The organism is Pseudomonadota bacterium (genome assembly GCA_039193195.1).
Taxonomy (GTDB): domain Bacteria; phylum Pseudomonadota; class Gammaproteobacteria; order Steroidobacterales; family JBCBZW01; genus JBCBZW01.
Genome location: JBCCWS010000053.1, coordinates 13,335 through 29,577, shown reverse-complemented (window position 1 = coordinate 29,577; position 16,243 = coordinate 13,335). Strand labels below are relative to the sequence as shown.

The window sequence follows — 16,243 nt, the reverse complement described above, 5'->3', positions numbered from 1 at the left end:
AGCGGTGCTGGGCGTGCTCTAGCTGCCCTGCTGCGCGCTCATCGATTCCCAAGCTTTCGCTACCCTGTCATCGCGCTTCGGGACGGGCAACGACACGGCAACCTGATGCAGGTGCGGTCGCGATGGGCGCAGCGGATCCGGCAGCGGCGGCTCCAGGACTCGCTGCCCATGAGCGGCCACGAGACGTCGCGAATCGTCAGCGGCGCGCCATCGCCCAGCGCCATGGGCGGCGAGCTCTCTCGCCTGAGCTGCCGGTAGGCGTTGCAGTCGATTGATCACCGAGTAGCTGCTCGTCGATGCGTCTAGGGACCAGCCCGCGGCCTGCACGGCGCGGAGCTCCTCCCGCACGATCGACTCCAACCCGTCGCAGACGCCTTCGAAGGCCCCCATTGGCGGCCAGAAGCCGAGCTCGCCAGCCACCACCACGGTGCGATGGGCCAACAGCACCTGGCAGGCGACGTAGACCCGTTCGCTGCGCTCGTGGGCACGCGCGGCGATCGCGCCAGCCACGGCCGCGCAAAAGGCCTTCGACGCGGCGGACGCCGAGTCGCATTTATCGTAGGACATGGAACCCTCTAGCGTGGCCCCTTACTCAGTTCCGGCGGGAGCCGGAATCCGGGGCGGGAGGATTCGTGGGCGCCGCTTTAGCCGTATTTCTATTCCGCCCGCAAGTTGGTACTTAAATCGGCGGTGTCCCTAGGGACGGCGAAAAGTATAGCGTGAGCGGCTCTGCGATCAAGCAGACGCTGGCTGTCGGTCACCCTTGCGGTGATGCCTCCCCGCCCTCTGGGCCATAAAAGAACACCCAGGTGACGAAGTCTTCGGAGAAATCCTCGAATCGATGCGGCACCCCCGCAGGCACGAAAAGCACCTCGCCCGCCTCGAATCGCTCGCGCGCCCCATCGCTTACGAACCAGCCGCTGCCCGACGCCACCACGTACAGCTCATCGCGCGTATGGGGGGTTTGCCTATCGACACTAATCGGCCGATAAATCTCAACGCTCATACTGCCGTGGGTGAACAGCTCTCGGAACGGCGTATCGACTTGGGCCAGACGCGCCAGCGCGTTGGCAACGGTCAGTCTCATGACGACCCCGGCTGTCCTAAAACTCTAGGATCAATTCTACGGCTGCCAGGCCCCGGGCGCATGCTGCAGCCCAACCGCGCCGGCTCGAGGATCGCCGCCCCCGCACCGCATCGAGTATGCTGCACAGCGAAGGGTCTGGGATCCTTACCCCTGCCCTCAAACCTGCGCTGCCCAAGGACGACCGCCCCGCATGTTCTCCTCGATTCGCCAGTGGTTGGACTCCCTGAACGAGGAAAGCCATCTCTTCACAAACCGGGACGATGCCATGCTGCATAGCGGCGTCGCGGCCGTGCTCTACCACCTCATTGCGGCTGATCAGACGATCAGCCAGCGCGAGCGCAACGCTTTCCACCAGATCATGCGCGAGGAGTTCGACCTTAGCGACGCGCAAATCGCCCACCTGTTCGAAGCAGCGCAAAGCTCGCGCGGGGACCCCCTCGAAGACGTCGAGACCGTGAGCGCCTACCTCAAGGACAGCCCGACCATGCGCATGGCATTTGTGGCCAAACTGATGCGCCTGATCAACGTGGACGGCACGGAACAGAGAGAACTCGACGCGCTCTACGGCAGCCTGCGAGAGGCCTTTCCGGAACTCGGCGCGCCGTGATGATCACCGCCCCACTCGGGGTGCTCGCAGTGCTGGCGGTCAATGTGAGTGTCAGCGACTGGCTGGGCCGACGCCCGGGCTGGCACCTGCTTGGCGCCGCCCTGTTGGTAATCGCACTCACGGCCGTGTGCGCCAACGTGGGCCTGATTCCGTCGGTGACGGACGGCTCGGTTGCCTACGAGGCAGTATTCTCCTACGTGGCGCCCATGGCCATCTTCTGGTTGCTGCTCGGCGTAAACCTCCGCAGCATCGTCGCCGCTGGCCTGCCCATGCTAAGCATGTTCGTCCTAGGCGCGACCGGCACCCTAGTGGGTGTCCTAGCCGCCATGACGCTCATCCCGCCCGATGTCTTCGGCGAGTATCGGGCCGCACTAGCGGGGATGTTCGTGGGCACCTATATCGGTGGAGCCCTCAACTTTAATGCTGTAGCTCTCGAGTTCGGCATTCAGCGCGAGGGCTTGCTCTACGCCAGCGCGGGGGTCATCGACAACCTCATGACCACCGTATGGATGATCGCGACGATCGCCCTGCCGCGCGTCCTGGCTCCTCTTTGGCCGCGCAACGCAGCCGCCGATGCCAAGGTGACGCCCGACGATACTACCCCAGCGACATCCGCTCACGATGCGGGGTCGGACGATGAGACAGTCGGCCCGGGCGACCTGGCACTCATGCTGGCCTTGGGAGCGGGCGCCCTGCTCGCTTCCCAGAAGTTAACTGATCTCATCGCTGGTACTGGGGTGGAGCTTCCACAGATCTTGGTGTTGACCACCGTCGCCTTGACCCTTGCACAGATACCGACGATCCAGCGCCTACGCGGCGCCCGTGCCTTGGGGATGTTCGCGGTACTGCTGTTTCTGGCCGCTATCGGTGCACTCTGCGACCTCGGAGAACTCGCCGGGACCGGCAGCCTCGGACTAGGCCTATCGGCCCTCGTCACGCTCGCCGTGCTCGTCCACGGCATGCTCGTGTTCGCTGGAGCCTACGTGCTACGCGTGGACCCGGCCGTGGCCGCCGTCGCCTCCCAAGCGAACATCGGGGGCGGCACCTCAGCGCTCGCCCTCGCGCGGGGCTTGGATCGACCAGAGTTGGTGGCGCCGGCCCTGTTGATCGGATCTCTCGGCAACGCTGTGGGCACCTATCTCGGTTTTTTCGCCGCGGATGTGCTCGCCTAACGTCCTGTCTGGTGAGATCGTTGCAGGGTCTAGTTGCCTAGTCGCTGGGTTGGGTTTGACGCCACGCCAAGCAACCATCACCCCTGCGCGATTTTATCGACGAATGGACCGGACTGGACGCTAAGGACTAGGTGGGATCGCCGCGTAGCCAACTTCTCCTAGGGCGTGAATCTCATCACCCACCATGGCCCGCACCCGCAGATGCAGGCGCGCTCGGCCGCGGCGGCGGAACTGGGTCAGGAAACTCTCCACGGTCTGGCCATCAGGCATTACTGCCATCGCGTCAAAGTCGCTGCGCACGGGAAGAAGAAACTTGACCTTCACGCTTTGCGCAACGATATCGCTAGGTGGGCCGCCATCTACCAGAGCGGCGGTCAGCCCCCACCCGGCGAGCGTCATCGCGGTCTGCAAGGCCCCCGCAAAACCCGTACCCATGTGGTTGGCGCTCGGCGCCAGAGGGGCGGACAGTCGCAAGCCTCGCGCATCGAGCTCTTGCAGCTGCAGACGCATGAATCGCGCCAAGGGGATCTGTTCGGCCCAGGTAGTTCCTAAGCGCTGCTTGAGCGCTTCGCTGAACTGGTGATGATCTTCTTGCCGCTGCGCCATCGTCCTTCCTCACCGGCTCGCCAAAGATCTGACGCTTTTGCGTCGCTTCGAGGTGTGCTGAACGCGGCTGGAATCAGCGAAGCGCACAGCTTGAGGCGAGGCAGCTTAGCGGGCCGTTCCGCCCTCGACAACACGCCAGGTCACGGCTCGTGGGACACGCGCGAAATCCACTTCAGATGCGGCGACGCGGCGACAGTGACGCTGCCTTGCAGCAATTCTCAACTCGCCAGGGATTCGATCGGCACGTAGTCCACGTCGAAACCAAAGTTGCGCGGCGCTACCACCTCCAAGGCTCTCGCCGTGCGCATACGGGCGGGCGCCCCGATGGCGAGCAGCTGTAGTCGCTGCCCGTATCGTAGTGTCTCTGCCGTGATCGGCCGCCCGGTCTCTAGGTCCAGGGCACAGATCAAATCCGGCGTCGTCGCCAGCACGGCATCGCCAGATGTGGCGAGCAGGTACTCGTTTTTGATCGCAACGCTGACGGGAGCGCCGCCTGCGAAAGGTTGGACTTGTAACGTCGCGAAGTCGTAACCGCCCTCCACGCGACGGGCGATATCGATGACCTTGCCGGTCGTCAGCACGTGTACCTCTCCATAGTGTGTTGGCGCCAGCGTTTCTCTCAGCGCAGCGACCAGGGGATCGAGGCGGTTGCCGAAGTGTCCGATCAACTCGCCAATTTGGTAGCACAGACTGATCGTGTTCGGGATAGTGACCGCTCTCGCCTCGGCACCGCTCATGCAGTGCTCGGCGCTCAGGCACTGACCGCCGCCGGCGACGACCGAGAACTGGCGCACCAAGCGCTCGGTGATATGAGGGTCACGCACGTGATCGAGGACGACGCGATCGCCGAGCTCGCTAGCCACCGCCAGCGGCGTCGCGGAGATGCCGTAGATGGAGAAGGACTCCATCTGCAACTCGGGAAAGGCGCGCCCCATACCGTCGGCATCGAGCACCGGCAGGCCCCGCTCGGCCGCTGCGACAAAGGGCACCAAGGCGTTTACGCCTCCCGCCTCGAACGCGATTAGCGCGCTGGTCCGTCGCCCCAAAAAAGTCTCCAGTGCGTCCAGGGCCCACCCTGCCTCACGGCCGTTGCCGGGCTTCTCCTGCATGATCGTTGGCGAGCCCACGGAGCCTATCGCCACCACTAGGGCATCGTCCTCGACCGCCTCAAGGGGAATCAGATCCACACCGCCCGATCCCGCGAGGGCTCGCTCGGCGAGTATCTCGCCAATGAGCGTGTCTCCCCCGCCCCCCGTGGCCAAGAAGGCTCCCCCGCGAGCGATCGCCTCCACGTGTTCGGCCCGGACCTGGCGCAAGGCCTCGCCCGTTTCCCGGCTCATCGCGCGTCCTCCCCACTGGCCCCCGCCACCCGATCGAGATCCGCATCCCCAACCGCGCGCGCATGCAGCGTGCCACCCGGCTCATCGGAGTAGCTCAGGGGCACCTCACCCACCTCGACGACATCCACAGTGCCCTGGCGAGCACCGGCCTGAATGGCTCGCCCTATCGCCTCGTCCTTCACCGCGGCGAGGGCCTGTTCGCGCGGCCGTCGCGACGCGACGTAAACGCTCTGCGCCTCACCACCAATCTGCCCGAGGGCGGCCCCGATCGCATTGGCCACCGCACCATCCCTGGGGCGCAGCGTCTGACTCACGCCCGCCAGGCCGTCGGGCACGAGGAAGGCGCCCCCGCCCACCACGACCAGGGGCAACGGCGCAGGGTTTGTCTTCATCTGATCGACGTGTAGCTCTAGGCGCTCACGCATGACCCTGGAAGCCGCCTCTAGCAGAGCTTTGGGCAAGTGCGCCACGCATGCCCGATCGCCGATCTCAATCCATCCTTGCGCCGCGCCTATGTCCGTCGCAGTGAGCTCGGAGCCACCAAACACGAGAGCGCGAGAGCGAAGTTCCCGCCCTACGGAGCCGGGGCCCACCTGATGGCCTTCCGCGCTGACCCTAGAGCCACCGCCCAATGCCACCGCCAACACATCGGGCATGCGGAAATTAGTCAACACGCCGCCGACGCGCACGGCACTTCCCGAGGGTCGCGGGAAGCCGTCCACGAGCATGCCGATGTCGCAAGTCGTGCCCCCCACATCGACCACCATTGCGTCGCCGTGGCGGGCGAGCCACAAGGCGCCGCGCATCGAGTTGGTGGGGCCTGAGGAGAAGGTGAACACGGGATAGGCGCGCGCAAAGGCGGCAGCCATGAGCGTGCCGTCGTTCTGGGAAATGAAGAACGGGCAGCGCATAGACAGGGCGGCGAAGGCCTGCTCGAACGCGCTCACTACCTCGTCGGCCAAGGGCAGCAGCGACGCGTTGAGCAACGTCGCGTTTTCCCGCTGATAGAGCCCGAGGTGGCCGAGTTGGTGGGACAAGGCGACGCGCACGCCCGGTATCCGCGCGTTCAGACGAGCCGCCGCTTCGCGCTCAGCGCTCGCGTCCGTGGTCGCAAACACAGACGTCACTGCCACGGTGCTGACGCCGCTGCGCGCTATCCGCTCCACGGCCTCGTCTAAGGCGTCGCCGTCGAGGGCGACGATAGGCTTGCCGTCGTACTCCGTGCCTCCGTCGACGAACAAGCCGCCCGCCAGATCAGGCTGCCCCAGCACCACCTCCCTCAAGTCATCGGGCCATTTCGCTGCGACCGGCAGCGCCGAGGAGGACTGGGCGCCGATGCGAATCGCGGCGATCGGCGAGAGTCGGCGGCGCTCGACTACGGCGTTGGTGAACTGAGTCGTGCCGAGGTTCATCATGCGCACGGCACCGGGCGCGACACCTGCCTGTTTGAGCACTTCGTTCACGGCTCCCAGTACACCGCTGGCAATATCACCTGTGGTCAGAGTCTTGTGTGCCGCCAGCAACTGGTCATTGTCGATGACGACCGCATCGGTGTGCGTCCCGCCTACATCTACACCCACCCTCATGCGTTGGCCCTGCGGCCAGCACGCGCCTTGACCGCCCCCAAGGCGGCGTATAGAAGGGCCGCCACGATCACGCCGTCCAGATTGGCAATCCCGGTTAGCTGGATCTTCTCCAAATAGGCCAAGGCGGCGGCGATCGCACCCACACCCCAAGCGAGAAAGGCCGCCCAGTTCAGCGCACTTTCACAGCCGTGCAGCTGCTCCAAGCGGTAGTCGCCGCCTCTGAGGAAGAAGAAGTCCACCACGTACACTCCCAACACCGAGGAGAAGATCACGCTCTGCCAAACGAGGAAGTCGATGAAAACGGCGCTCACATCCGTTAGGGCGATCGCCGTACCGATGGCCCCAGAGGTCACCACGAAAACCCACTCGCCAGTGCGTGGGAAGATCGACGCGAGGGACAACCCAGCCCCGTACAGATTCACCGCATTGGTGGTGAGGCTGGCGACGACGAGAAAGACTAGCGCGAAGGCACCGAAGCCCAACGCGAGCATGATCGCTAAGGGTTCGATCTCGCCGAGGTATAGGGCAGGCCCTGCCGCCACCGCGTGAACGAGGGTCTCTATTAGGGTCAGGGCGATGACGATGGCGATGACCACATCGCGCGGCCCTCGCGCGTAGCGGGTCAGGTCCGGCACGAGCAGAACGCCCACGATGATGCCGCCAGAGAGGGTGGTCACGGCCTGACCAAAGCTCATCTGTTCGGTCGGTGCGAGCGCCGTGAGGGCGGTCCACGAGGTCGCTTCGAAGGTGCGGCTCGCCATCAGCACTAGCATCGTTAGCATCAGGGGGAAAGCGATCAACGCCAACTTGTCGAGAGCCTTAAAGCCGAAGATCGTAGCGCCGGTCATGAACAGTCCGCCGACCATCACGTAGGCGGCCGATGGCAACGACTCGCCCAACACTTGCCCGCCAATCTGCTCGGCGGCCGCGCCGAAGAAGTAAGCGTTTACGCCAAACCAGCCAAATTGGGCAATGGCGAAGGTAAGGTTGACCCAGCGTGCCCCCTGCACGCCGAAGGAGAAGCGCAGGATCATATAGGTGGAGAGGCGGCTGCGCATGCCCACCCAACCGCTCACCATGGCAAGGGCACTGACCAGCAATGCGGCCGCGAGAAATGCAGCCAGGCTAGCCTCAAACCCGAGCGCGATGCCCACCTCCGCCCCGCTGAATAGCGCCGGTAGTGCCACGCCGATGCCGCCGAGAATCAGCCCGATGCGTACGCCCCCGTAGGTTTTCGCCTCGGGCACCGGCTCGGTGGCGTAGTCTTCGACCAGGCTTTCCAGGCGACTCAAGCGGACTGCTCCTCGAGTGGTTACCCCACGAAAAAAATCCCCGAACCGCCTACGCGATCCGAGGACTTCTTCCAACCCAGATACTCCGCTACTGCGCCCGGAACTGCTAGTCCTCAGTCGGCGGACTTTGGAAGGTCTACGCTCCCTAGCCCTGAGGAATGCGCAGGACCTGCCCAGGGTAGATGCGATCGGGGTTGCTGAGCATAGGCTTATTTGCCTCGAAGATGCTCATGTACTTCGCCCCACTGCCTAGAGTCTTCTCGGCGATCGCCCACAGGGTGTCGCCAGACGCCACCGTGTGGAACACCGGCTCCGCCGCGCCAGCATCAGCCACGATTGCCTCTTCGACCTCTCCTACCCCCTCGACGTTGCCCACGGCAACGATGATCTTCTCCTTCTCCTCCTGAGTCGGGGCACTGCCCTGGAGGCGGACGCGGTCTCCCTCTACGGATATCCGCAGATCACCCCCAGGCAGACCTAGCTCCTTCACTTCCGCGCTGAGCGCGTCTGCGTCGGACCCTGCATCCTTCTTGCGACCGATGCCGATGGCCTTGCCAGCATCTCGTACGAACTTCCAAACATCCATCACGTCCCCTCCATCAACACCGCTTTGAATGCCCGCCATCGTGCCACCGCCCCAGAGGGCAACCAACCGCTGTAACGCTACTTAACACTTCGATAAGGCGAGCAAAAAAAGGACCGACCACCCCCTGGCGGCCGGCCAAGGCAGCACGCACCCGCCGGGATACGCGCGGCAAGGGATCGCAGGGCGTCCTGCCCTGCTACTGCTTCGCAAAAAGGTCGCGAATCTCTGGTAGCGACACGACGCCTTCAGCCGGCGCTACGGGCGCCTGCGGATTCGGCTTACTCTCTTCTTCCTCCACCGCACACCTCAGGCGGTTCATCCCCCTGACCATCGTGAAGATCGCAAAGGACAGGATGAGGAAGCGGAGTTGACGATCGCGTTGGAGGCCGCGGCGATGGTCATGCCGACGGCCATGTCCATCATGTTGCCGCGCGCTATGAGCCCCTTGAACTCAGAAACATGCGCTCCGCCGATACGTCGTTGGCGCAATCATCTTTGTTTAGCGCGGCAATTGTGCGGACCGACACCTCGCGGGGTCAACGACGGTAACAGGAGTTTTCAAAGGCGGTGCATCCGCCGACGGCGCGCCGCGAAGGGCAGCAGGCGAACGCCAAAATTTGTAGCTAACCAGGCACGTATCCGCGCAGCTCGTGGCGTGCCACCTGGCGGCGATGGACGGCATCAGGCCCATCCGCCAGGCGCAGGGTGCGCATCAGGGTCCAGGCGCGCGCCAGCGGCGTATCTTGGCTAACGCCGGCACCACCGTGCACTTGGATGGCCTCATCGAGCACACGCAGCGCCATGCGTGGTGCCACCACCTTTACCTGGCTGATCCACGGCGCCGCGGCCCGCGGATCGCCACGGTCGATCATCCAGGCTGCCTTGAGGCATAGCAGGCGTGCCATCTCAATCTCCATGCGGCATTCGGCGATGATGTCGTGATTGGCCCCCAGCTGCGCGATGGGCTTGCCGAATGCCTCGCGTGAGACAGCTCGCCGACACAACAAGCGCAAGGCCTCCTCCGCCATGCCCACCGCGCGCATGCAGTGGTGGATTCGACCAGGCCCCAAGCGAGCTTGAGCAATCTCAAAGCCTCGCCCTTCACCGAGCACCAGGTGGTCGCGCGGCACCCTAACATCGGTGAATCGCAGGTGCATATGGCCGTGCGGGGCGTCGTCGTGACCGTAGATCTCCATCGCCCTCAACACCTCGACGCCAGGCGCATCGCTCGGGACTAGGATCATCGAGTGGGCTTGGTGGCGCGGTACGTCGCCAGCACCCGTGCGCACCATCACGATGTAGACCTTACAGCGAGGATCGCCCGCACCTGAGGCCCACCACTTCTCGCCGTTCAGCACGTAGTGATCGCCGTCGAGCTCGCACCGCATGGCGATGTTGGTGGCATCGGAGCATGCCGCATCGGGCTCGGTCATCAGGTAGGCGGAGCGAATCTCCCCCTCGAGTAGGGGGGCCAACCACGCGGCCTGTTGGGCAGGTGTTCCGAAACGGTGCAACACCTCCATATTGCCCGTATCCGGCGCCGAGCAGTTGAAGACCTCCGCCGCGAGCGGTGAGCGCCCCATCTCCTCGGCAAGGTAGGCGTAGTCTACGGTGTTGAGCGCCGCATCCTCCGTGGCGGTTAGCCAAAGGTTCCACAGGCCCGCCTCCCGCGCCCGTGCCTTGAGGGCACCGAGCACCTCCCATTGCACGGGCGTGAGTTCCCAACGATCTCCCACGCACACCTCGCGAGCGTAGATCTCCTCGGCCGGCCTCACGTGCCGATCGACGATCTCGCGCACTTGCTCGCGCATGGCCTGCGCCTTTGGGTTCAGGCCGAGATTCATGGTGAGTTCTTCCAAGGCGAAACTCCTCTCGCTAAGCGCGGGTGTCGGCCGATCCTAGAGCGGGTTAAGCTGACGCCAACTACCCAGGGACGACCTCGAACGCCCTGCCAGCCCCACTTTGCAAGACCGCCGGAGCGCGCGTGGATAACGTCAGCGACAGCCTGGATCAGGACCTCATTGGAACATACCTTGCCGACCGGATTTCGGGCTTTGGCAACTTGCAGAGTATCGAGCGCTTCCGCCAAGGCCAGTCCAACCCAACTTACCTCCTCAAAGCGGAAGGGGGGCGCTACGTGCTGCGCACCCAACCGCCTGGCAAATTGCTGCCCTCAGCGCATCAGGTTGCGCGCGAGTATCGGGTGATGCACGCACTGGCCGATCAGGACGTCCCGGTCCCCGCGGTGCACCTGCTGGCTACCGACGACTCCCCAATTGGGCGGGACTTCTTCATCATGGACTTCGTGGCAGGCGAGATCTTCTGGGATCCGGCCCTGCCGACGGTCGACGAGCAAACGCGCAGCGCGGTCTACGATCAGCAGAACCAGGTGTTGGCGGCGCTCCATCAGGTTCAGGTGGATGCGGCCGGCCTCAGCGACTTCGGCAAACCGGGCAACTACTACGCGCGACAGATCGCGCGCTGGAGTAAGCAGTACGAGGCTTCGGTGCTCGAACCCATCCCCTCGATGGACTGGCTGATGGGGTGGCTGGCGGAGCACCAGCCAGCGGACGATGGCCAGGTGTCGCTCGTGCATGGCGATTACCGCCTCGACAACCTCATTATCCAGACTGCTCGGCCGGCACAGGACACCCGAATCGTCGCCGTGCTCGATTGGGAGCTATCGACGCTCGGCCATCCCTACTCGGACCTCGCCTACCAGTGCATGCAGTGGCGATTGCCAAATACGGCTGCCACCCGCGGACTGCTCGGACTGGCACGGGAGAGACTTGGCATCCCGAGCGAAGCGCAGTATGTGCGCAACTACTGCGAGCGCACGGGACGCGACGGGATCGAGCACTGGCCGTTCTACCTGGCCTTCAGCTTTTTCCGCCTGGCCGCCATCGTTCAGGGTGTGGTAAAGCGAGCGGTGGACGGCAACGCCTCGAACCCCGAGCAAGCGAACCACTTCAAGGCGATGGTGCCCACCCTCAGTAACATGGCGAAGGATATTGTCAGGCGCGGTGAATAGGCGGCGGTCACTCAGCTGCGATCACCTAGCCCCAGCAAAGGCACGAGGGCGCCTGTGACCACGCCTAGGGCCAACACGCAAGCCCCACCGAAGTAGGCCACCAGCACGACGAACTCGTTCATCGGCTTAACCCCCGCGAGGGCCAGCGACGCGCTGGCGAGTCCCACCAGTGCCGGGACGACGAGCAGCGACAACAGCAACAAGGGATGCCCGAACACGCCGTGACGTGCGGCCGCAGGACTGAGCCCGGCGGGTGTGGCGCTCGTCCACAGAGCAACCCCAACAAACAGCACCACCGCGCCGACGAGCGTACTCACGTGTTGCAACACCAGGTAACGGGGCCAGGCGTGGTCCGCGAAGACCGGTGCAGCAAACCAATCGCCCCAGTGGCTGCCAGCGCGGGGATGCGTGAACGAATCCCACCCAACGTGCGTTAGTAGCCCCACAACGAGACACAAGAGCACGGCCCATACCGGTTCACCTGTTGGCCATCCTCGACGCCACACATCGGCTTCTAGGCGACTCGTGATCCAGTGCGGTAACAAGCGTACGTACGCGGGGCGCACTACCCAGTGGTATAGCAGATACAGGCCGAGTCCGACCGCCACGCCCAAGGTCATGGCCCCCTCGATCGTGTGCAGATGCACCGCCAGGGTCCACGACTGCACGTAGTAACCCAGATCCGGCACCATCGCGCCGATCACCAAGGCGGAGAACGACGTTCGATGGCCAAGCATCCGCTGAAGCGGTATCACGGCAGCCACGTGGGAGACGGTGAAGGGCATGGGACACGAGTATACGTGCTTATCACAGCCCTACGCGGCGCCGATACAACTGATCAGGGCGTCCGCGCCCGCGCGGTGAGGTAGGCGCGAACCAAGGTCGCCGCATTGTGCGCAGCCAGCCCCATAAAGACGCGCATCTCGTTGCCCTTCGGTTCGCCGCCGGCCAGATCTGACACGGAGCGGAAGGCCACGAAGGGCACACCGTTGGCATAAGCCACCTGAGCGATTGCCGCGGTCTCCATCTCCACCACCTGTGCATCAAAGGTGCGCCGCAGATACTCGCGAAAGCGCGCGTTGTCGAGGAACACCGATCCGGTCACGCCGTTGCCGCCTAGGTGCACACGCGGATCGGCGCGAAGGCATGCACCGTCCGGTGTTAGGCACGCCTTCAACACCGCCGTATCGGCGACGCGCGTGGCAACGGCCAACAGGGCGGGATCCGCTTCGTACCAGAATCGCCTTCGGGCCTCGGCCGTGTCCACTGATGCGACGGGGATGCTACGCGGCGCCATGAACTCGAAGGGCGGATAGTCCGTGGCAATCCCCGGCGGCAAAGCGCTCGCCGCATTGGGCACCTCGCGCAGGTACACCATCTCGTCGTACTTGCCCCATCGCGCGGGAATCGCCACGTCACCGATGGCGAGGTCGACATCTAAGGAGCCGGCGATTCCGCTCACGACGATCTCAGCCACGGCAAGTCGATCGATGGCAAGCTGAGTCGTCATCGCGGCATTGACCGTGCTGATGCCAGTGCGGAACAAGACGACCGGCACCCCAGCGATCGATCCCCTTAGGAAAGACACCCCGTTGTGCTGGACCACCTCACCCGACACCACATGGGGAGCGAGGGCATCGAACTCAGGGCCGAAAGCCGTGGCGATTGCGACTAAGGGCGGCGTAGGCACGCGATCACTTGCCGTCGCCGCAGCGGCTTGGGTCGGGACGGGGAGGAGCAAGGGGGAGAGCGCCAGGCACGCCAGACCGATCACCGTGGCATCTTCAAGCAGGGCCGCCGGACGATCGCGTCCGAAGCGTTGCGCCAAACGCGCGCGCAGCTCGTAGGTGACGAAGGTGCCGACCACGGCGGCGGCCACGACGAGGGCCGTGATGATCATCCCTCCGTCCAAGTGGCTGGCGAGCGCTGCGCCGATCAACAAGGCCGCCACCGCGCGCGCCACAAGCGCCGCTGGGGATTTACGCGACGGGATCCCTGGCTGCTTGTCCGCTACCAGTTCCAGCAGCGCCAAGGCCGTGAGAATGACAGCGGGCGCCGTAGAGGTGAGAAACGACATGCTGGAGTCGGTCACTCGCACCACCCCCAGTGCGGCGGCCCAAGCGACGATCGCGGGCGCGGCGAAGGTGCGGGCACCGTTCAGAAATCCTAAGAGAAGCGCGCTCAACATGGGGCACAGGCGTCCTTGAGACATAAGGCGAGACTAACGTCCCACCTCGGGCCCTACATGTGCGCGAGAGGCGGGCTGGGTCTAAGTATCGGCGATACCGATGATGGCATATTGGCGCTTGCGGCAACGCTGCCGCCACCCCATCAGCAACGACTGAGAACCGATGCCCGCCGCGCCACCGATCCCCAACAACGATGCCGCCCGCGTCACCGCCCTGCACGAGCTCCAGCTGCTGGATACGCGCGCGGACGAGCGTTTCGACCGCGTCACCCGTATCGCGAGCGATCTGCTCGAAGCACCAATCACCTTAGTGAGCCTGGTCGATGACGATCGCCAGTGGTTTAAGTCGCGCCAAGGGCTTACGGTTACCGAGACGCCCCGCCCGGTCGCCTTTGCCGCCCACACGATCTGCCACAAGGGCCCCCTGGTCGTCCCCGACGTCTTGGCGGACGATCGCTTCGCGGACAACCCCTGGGTGAGCGGCACGCCGAAGGTACGTTTCTACGCCGGTGTGCCTCTGAAGACCGCCACCGGGATGCCCTTCGGCAGCCTCTGCGTGTACGACCATGCCCCGCGCAAGCTCGATCAGAATGCCATCGAGCGCCTGTTAGATCTCGGCGGAATTCTTGATCACGTCGTGCGCACCGATCGCGCTGCCATCGAGGATCCGATCACCTCCCTGCCCAACCAGCGCGGCTTCGAGCATACGGGCGAAGGGCTGCTTCGGCGCTGCGCGCGCCAGCGTCTGCCAGCGTCGATGGCGGTGCTGCAGGTGAAGGGCGCACGCGAGCTCAAGCGCGACTTCGGCAACGCCGCCTTCGAGCGCACCTTGCTCGGCTTTGCAGAGGCGATGCAGGAGGTCTTTCGCGAACGCGACCTGCTGGCCCACTTGGGCGGCGGACGCTTCGTCGCCCTCGTCGCCAACTGCACCGATGGCGAAGCCAGCCGCGCGTTGACTCGCCTTCGCATGAACCTACGCGCGCAACAGGGGCGGGCCGATGGCGCGCCAGTTGCCTTCGACTTCGGTGTCACTACCGTTCGTGCCGGTCAGCCACTGGCGCTCGATGCAATGATGCGCGCGGCGCAGCCCGCCAAGGCAGCCTGAGCGAGACAGGCCCGCTTAGCGCTGCTCCGTGACCGCGAGTCCGCGAACGGCCTGGGCGCGATTGCGGGAGCGCACGAGTTGCTCGCGGTACGCCAACGCCGCCGCCGCATGCTGCTGCTCCGCCAACAGCAGGTCGCCGAGAAACTGAGCGGCGGGATAGTCGACGAAGGGCGGGCCGTACGAGTAGGGCATCTCGCCTTCCCGCTCGCTTGCTGCCCGAGCGTGGGCCAGCATCGTCTCCTTGTCGCCGTCGAGGCGGGCTAGCATCGCACGCATCTGCAGCACCATCACCTCGAGACGGTCTAGGTAGAGCAAGTTCCATGGGGTGCGACGGTTCTGCGCCGTCAGCGCCGCCTCGAGCGATGCCTGTAGATCGAGGAAGGTGGCCAGGTGCTGTCCAACGTCGGGGAGTTCCTGGGCCGTCAGAGCCTTCACGTAGTGGTACAGCAACTGAGGATCGTAGGCCTCGCCAAGATCGAACTCCCACGCGGCCACCTTCGGATCACGACCGCCGATCTCGATCAGATAGCGTGCCCACATCTGCACCGTAGAGCCGAGCTGCGAACGGTCGGCATCGAGTTCGAGCACGTCCATATCCGCCCGCGACGCCTCCGGTAACTCACCGTAGGCGGCTTCGAGCAGGCGCCTGGCCTCGGTTGCCTTTCCCTCCTGGAGCAATCCGTAGAGCAACCAGAAGTTGTAATGACCCCAGCTTCGTGCCTGACGACCGCGTTCGCTGGCCATCGCGTTGGCCACGCGCGAGGCGTCCGTATTGGCGCTCACCACGTCGGACCACATCCCCAGAGCGGTGAAGATGTGCGAGGTCATGTGCAGGGAATGGCCAGCATCAGGTGCCATGATTGCAAGGGCGCGCGCCGCCTCCAGTCCCAGGGGGGCATGGATAGGATCGTCAACAGCATGGATCAGATAGTGTGCAGCGCCTGGGTGCTCACGGTTAGCGTAGAAGACCGCTTGCGAGATGGCGGCTGACTCCATGTACGCGGGGATATCGCGCACGCCAGCACCTTCGCCCATGAGGGCGAGGGCGTAGAAGAGCTGCACCTCATGATCCTGAGGGTAGCGAGCGGCCATTTGCGCCATCGCGCGCAGATATGCCGTATCGCGCTGTGCTTTGGCCCCTTCCCCGTACAGCACTTCGAGGCTGGCCAGAAAGTCGCGCTCCTTCTCGTTCTTTGCGCGGGCCGCGCGGGTCTCGGCAGAGTCCCCCAGGCGCGCCAGCACCTCCCGCGCTGCCTCACGGTTTTGTTGATCCCACAAGGGATGGTTGTAAACCATGGCCTCGCCCCAGTAGGCCATCACGAAGGACGGATCCGCTCGCTGTGCTTGCTCAAAGTGCGTCTTGGCAAAGTCGTACTCGAACAAGTGCAGCAGCAGCATGCCGCGAATGAACGCGTCTTGGGCCGCCTTGGAGTCCGTGCTAGTCGGAAAGTCGATCTTCCCTAGCACTCGCGTAGGTGTCGGGGCGAGCTCGTGGTCATCCCCGTGTGCCTGGGCGCTGCTCGGTGCGCCGGGGATTGCGCCCGCTAACAAGCAGAACAGAGAGATGTATTTCAGCGATCGGAGCCAACGTCGCATAGGGAACGGTCCTCGGCAAGGGTGGGCGCACGGCCGCAGCATACCGC

The 16,243-nt window shown here is 64.6% G+C and carries 16 protein-coding genes; 4 read left to right on the top strand and 12 right to left on the bottom strand.

The window, feature by feature from the left end; all coding sequences use genetic code 11:
- Positions 1–18 precede the first annotated feature (18 nt).
- Together AAGA68_24120 and AAGA68_24115 are read right to left on the bottom strand one after the other, a co-directional pair.
- Positions 19–567, bottom strand: a complete 549-nt coding sequence (locus AAGA68_24120) for a hypothetical protein (GenBank protein MEM9388162.1) — start codon at positions 565–567, stop codon at positions 19–21.
- Between the two features lie 190 nt (positions 568–757).
- Entirely contained in the window at positions 758–1,087 is a 330-nt protein-coding gene (locus AAGA68_24115; GenBank protein MEM9388161.1) for a cupin domain-containing protein, read from the bottom strand.
- 190 nt (positions 1,088–1,277) lie between these two features.
- Between AAGA68_24115 and AAGA68_24110 the strand changes: the two genes are divergently transcribed.
- Together AAGA68_24110 and AAGA68_24105 are read left to right on the top strand one after the other, a co-directional pair.
- The gene (locus tag AAGA68_24110; GenBank protein MEM9388160.1) at positions 1,278–1,694 is read left to right on the top strand and encodes a TerB family tellurite resistance protein; all 417 of its coding nucleotides are present in this window, start codon (positions 1,278–1,280) and stop codon (positions 1,692–1,694) included.
- Positions 1,694–2,866: a DUF819 family protein gene (locus AAGA68_24105; protein MEM9388159.1), complete on the top strand. Its 1,173-nt coding sequence runs from the start codon at positions 1,694–1,696 to the stop codon at positions 2,864–2,866. Before AAGA68_24110 ends, AAGA68_24105 begins: the two co-directional genes overlap by 1 nt.
- A gap of 120 nt (positions 2,867–2,986) precedes the next feature.
- Here the strand turns inward: AAGA68_24105 and AAGA68_24100 are convergent, their stop codons facing one another.
- The 7 genes from AAGA68_24100 to AAGA68_24070 form a co-directional block, all read right to left on the bottom strand.
- Positions 2,987–3,472 (bottom strand): YiiD C-terminal domain-containing protein, encoded by a 486-nt coding sequence (locus AAGA68_24100; GenBank protein ID MEM9388158.1) that lies wholly within the window; start codon positions 3,470–3,472, stop codon positions 2,987–2,989.
- A 218-nt stretch (positions 3,473–3,690) separates the two neighbouring features.
- Positions 3,691–4,812: a DUF917 domain-containing protein gene (locus AAGA68_24095; GenBank protein MEM9388157.1), complete on the bottom strand. Its 1,122-nt coding sequence runs from the start codon at positions 4,810–4,812 to the stop codon at positions 3,691–3,693.
- Positions 4,809–6,398: a hydantoinase/oxoprolinase family protein gene (locus AAGA68_24090; GenBank protein ID MEM9388156.1), complete on the bottom strand. Its 1,590-nt coding sequence runs from the start codon at positions 6,396–6,398 to the stop codon at positions 4,809–4,811. Before AAGA68_24090 ends, AAGA68_24095 begins: the two co-directional genes overlap by 4 nt.
- Positions 6,395–7,690, bottom strand: a complete 1,296-nt coding sequence (locus AAGA68_24085) for a cytosine permease (GenBank protein ID MEM9388155.1) — start codon at positions 7,688–7,690, stop codon at positions 6,395–6,397. The genes AAGA68_24090 and AAGA68_24085 overlap by 4 nt, the downstream gene beginning before the upstream one ends.
- A gap of 145 nt (positions 7,691–7,835) precedes the next feature.
- Entirely contained in the window at positions 7,836–8,276 is a 441-nt protein-coding gene (gene lysM / locus AAGA68_24080; GenBank protein ID MEM9388154.1) for a peptidoglycan-binding protein LysM, read from the bottom strand.
- A gap of 315 nt (positions 8,277–8,591) precedes the next feature.
- The gene (locus AAGA68_24075; GenBank protein ID MEM9388153.1) at positions 8,592–8,690 is read right to left on the bottom strand and encodes a hypothetical protein; all 99 of its coding nucleotides are present in this window, start codon (positions 8,688–8,690) and stop codon (positions 8,592–8,594) included.
- 209 nt (positions 8,691–8,899) lie between these two features.
- Entirely contained in the window at positions 8,900–10,120 is a 1,221-nt protein-coding gene (locus AAGA68_24070; protein MEM9388152.1) for an acyl-CoA dehydrogenase family protein, read from the bottom strand.
- Positions 10,121–10,260: 140 nt separating this feature from the next.
- Here AAGA68_24070 and AAGA68_24065 point away from each other — a divergent pair, with 140 nt between their 5' ends.
- Positions 10,261–11,307 carry a phosphotransferase family protein gene (locus AAGA68_24065; protein ID MEM9388151.1) on the top strand — a complete coding sequence of 349 codons (1,047 nt, stop codon included), beginning with the start codon at positions 10,261–10,263 and terminating at the stop codon, positions 11,305–11,307.
- An 11-nt stretch (positions 11,308–11,318) separates the two neighbouring features.
- On the opposite strand, the gene AAGA68_24060 is transcribed toward AAGA68_24065, so the two are convergent.
- Entirely contained in the window at positions 11,319–12,092 is a 774-nt protein-coding gene (locus tag AAGA68_24060; protein ID MEM9388150.1) for a DUF4184 family protein, read from the bottom strand.
- A 53-nt stretch (positions 12,093–12,145) separates the two neighbouring features.
- Positions 12,146–13,495 (bottom strand): DUF4126 family protein, encoded by a 1,350-nt coding sequence (locus AAGA68_24055; GenBank protein MEM9388149.1) that lies wholly within the window; start codon positions 13,493–13,495, stop codon positions 12,146–12,148.
- A 163-nt stretch (positions 13,496–13,658) separates the two neighbouring features.
- Between AAGA68_24055 and AAGA68_24050 the strand changes: the two genes are divergently transcribed.
- On the top strand, positions 13,659–14,600 hold the full coding sequence (locus AAGA68_24050) for a diguanylate cyclase (GenBank protein ID MEM9388148.1): 942 nt from the start codon (positions 13,659–13,661) through the stop codon (positions 14,598–14,600).
- Positions 14,601–14,615: 15 nt separating this feature from the next.
- Here AAGA68_24050 and AAGA68_24045 read toward each other — a convergent pair whose 3' ends face one another.
- Entirely contained in the window at positions 14,616–16,196 is a 1,581-nt protein-coding gene (locus AAGA68_24045; protein MEM9388147.1) for a hypothetical protein, read from the bottom strand.
- Between the last annotated feature and the right edge of the window lie 47 nt (positions 16,197–16,243).

Excerpts from the sequence above, each read along its gene's own strand:
- AAGA68_24070 (MEM9388152.1), bottom strand. The coding sequence starts at position 10,120 with ATGAATCTCGGCCTGAACCCAAAGGCGCAGGCCATGCGCGAGCAAGTG.
- AAGA68_24045 (MEM9388147.1), bottom strand. The coding sequence starts at position 16,196 with ATGCGACGTTGGCTCCGATCGCTGAAATACATCTCTCTGTTCTGCTTG.
- AAGA68_24090 (MEM9388156.1), bottom strand. The coding sequence starts at position 6,398 with ATGAGGGTGGGTGTAGATGTAGGCGGGACGCACACCGATGCGGTCGTC.
- AAGA68_24115 (MEM9388161.1), bottom strand. The coding sequence starts at position 1,087 with ATGAGACTGACCGTTGCCAACGCGCTGGCGCGTCTGGCCCAAGTCGAT.
- AAGA68_24120 (MEM9388162.1), bottom strand. The coding sequence starts at position 567 with ATGTCCTACGATAAATGCGACTCGGCGTCCGCCGCGTCGAAGGCCTTT.
- AAGA68_24100 (MEM9388158.1), bottom strand. The coding sequence starts at position 3,472 with ATGGCGCAGCGGCAAGAAGATCATCACCAGTTCAGCGAAGCGCTCAAG.
- AAGA68_24105 (MEM9388159.1), top strand. The coding sequence starts at position 1,694 with ATGATCACCGCCCCACTCGGGGTGCTCGCAGTGCTGGCGGTCAATGTG.
- AAGA68_24110 (MEM9388160.1), top strand. The coding sequence starts at position 1,278 with ATGTTCTCCTCGATTCGCCAGTGGTTGGACTCCCTGAACGAGGAAAGC.
- AAGA68_24075 (MEM9388153.1), bottom strand. The coding sequence starts at position 8,690 with ATGGCCGTCGGCATGACCATCGCCGCGGCCTCCAACGCGATCGTCAAC.
- AAGA68_24095 (MEM9388157.1), bottom strand. The coding sequence starts at position 4,812 with ATGAGCCGGGAAACGGGCGAGGCCTTGCGCCAGGTCCGGGCCGAACAC.
- AAGA68_24050 (MEM9388148.1), top strand. The coding sequence starts at position 13,659 with ATGCCCGCCGCGCCACCGATCCCCAACAACGATGCCGCCCGCGTCACC.
- AAGA68_24055 (MEM9388149.1), bottom strand. The coding sequence starts at position 13,495 with ATGTTGAGCGCGCTTCTCTTAGGATTTCTGAACGGTGCCCGCACCTTC.
- AAGA68_24060 (MEM9388150.1), bottom strand. The coding sequence starts at position 12,092 with ATGCCCTTCACCGTCTCCCACGTGGCTGCCGTGATACCGCTTCAGCGG.
- lysM (MEM9388154.1), bottom strand. The coding sequence starts at position 8,276 with ATGGATGTTTGGAAGTTCGTACGAGATGCTGGCAAGGCCATCGGCATC.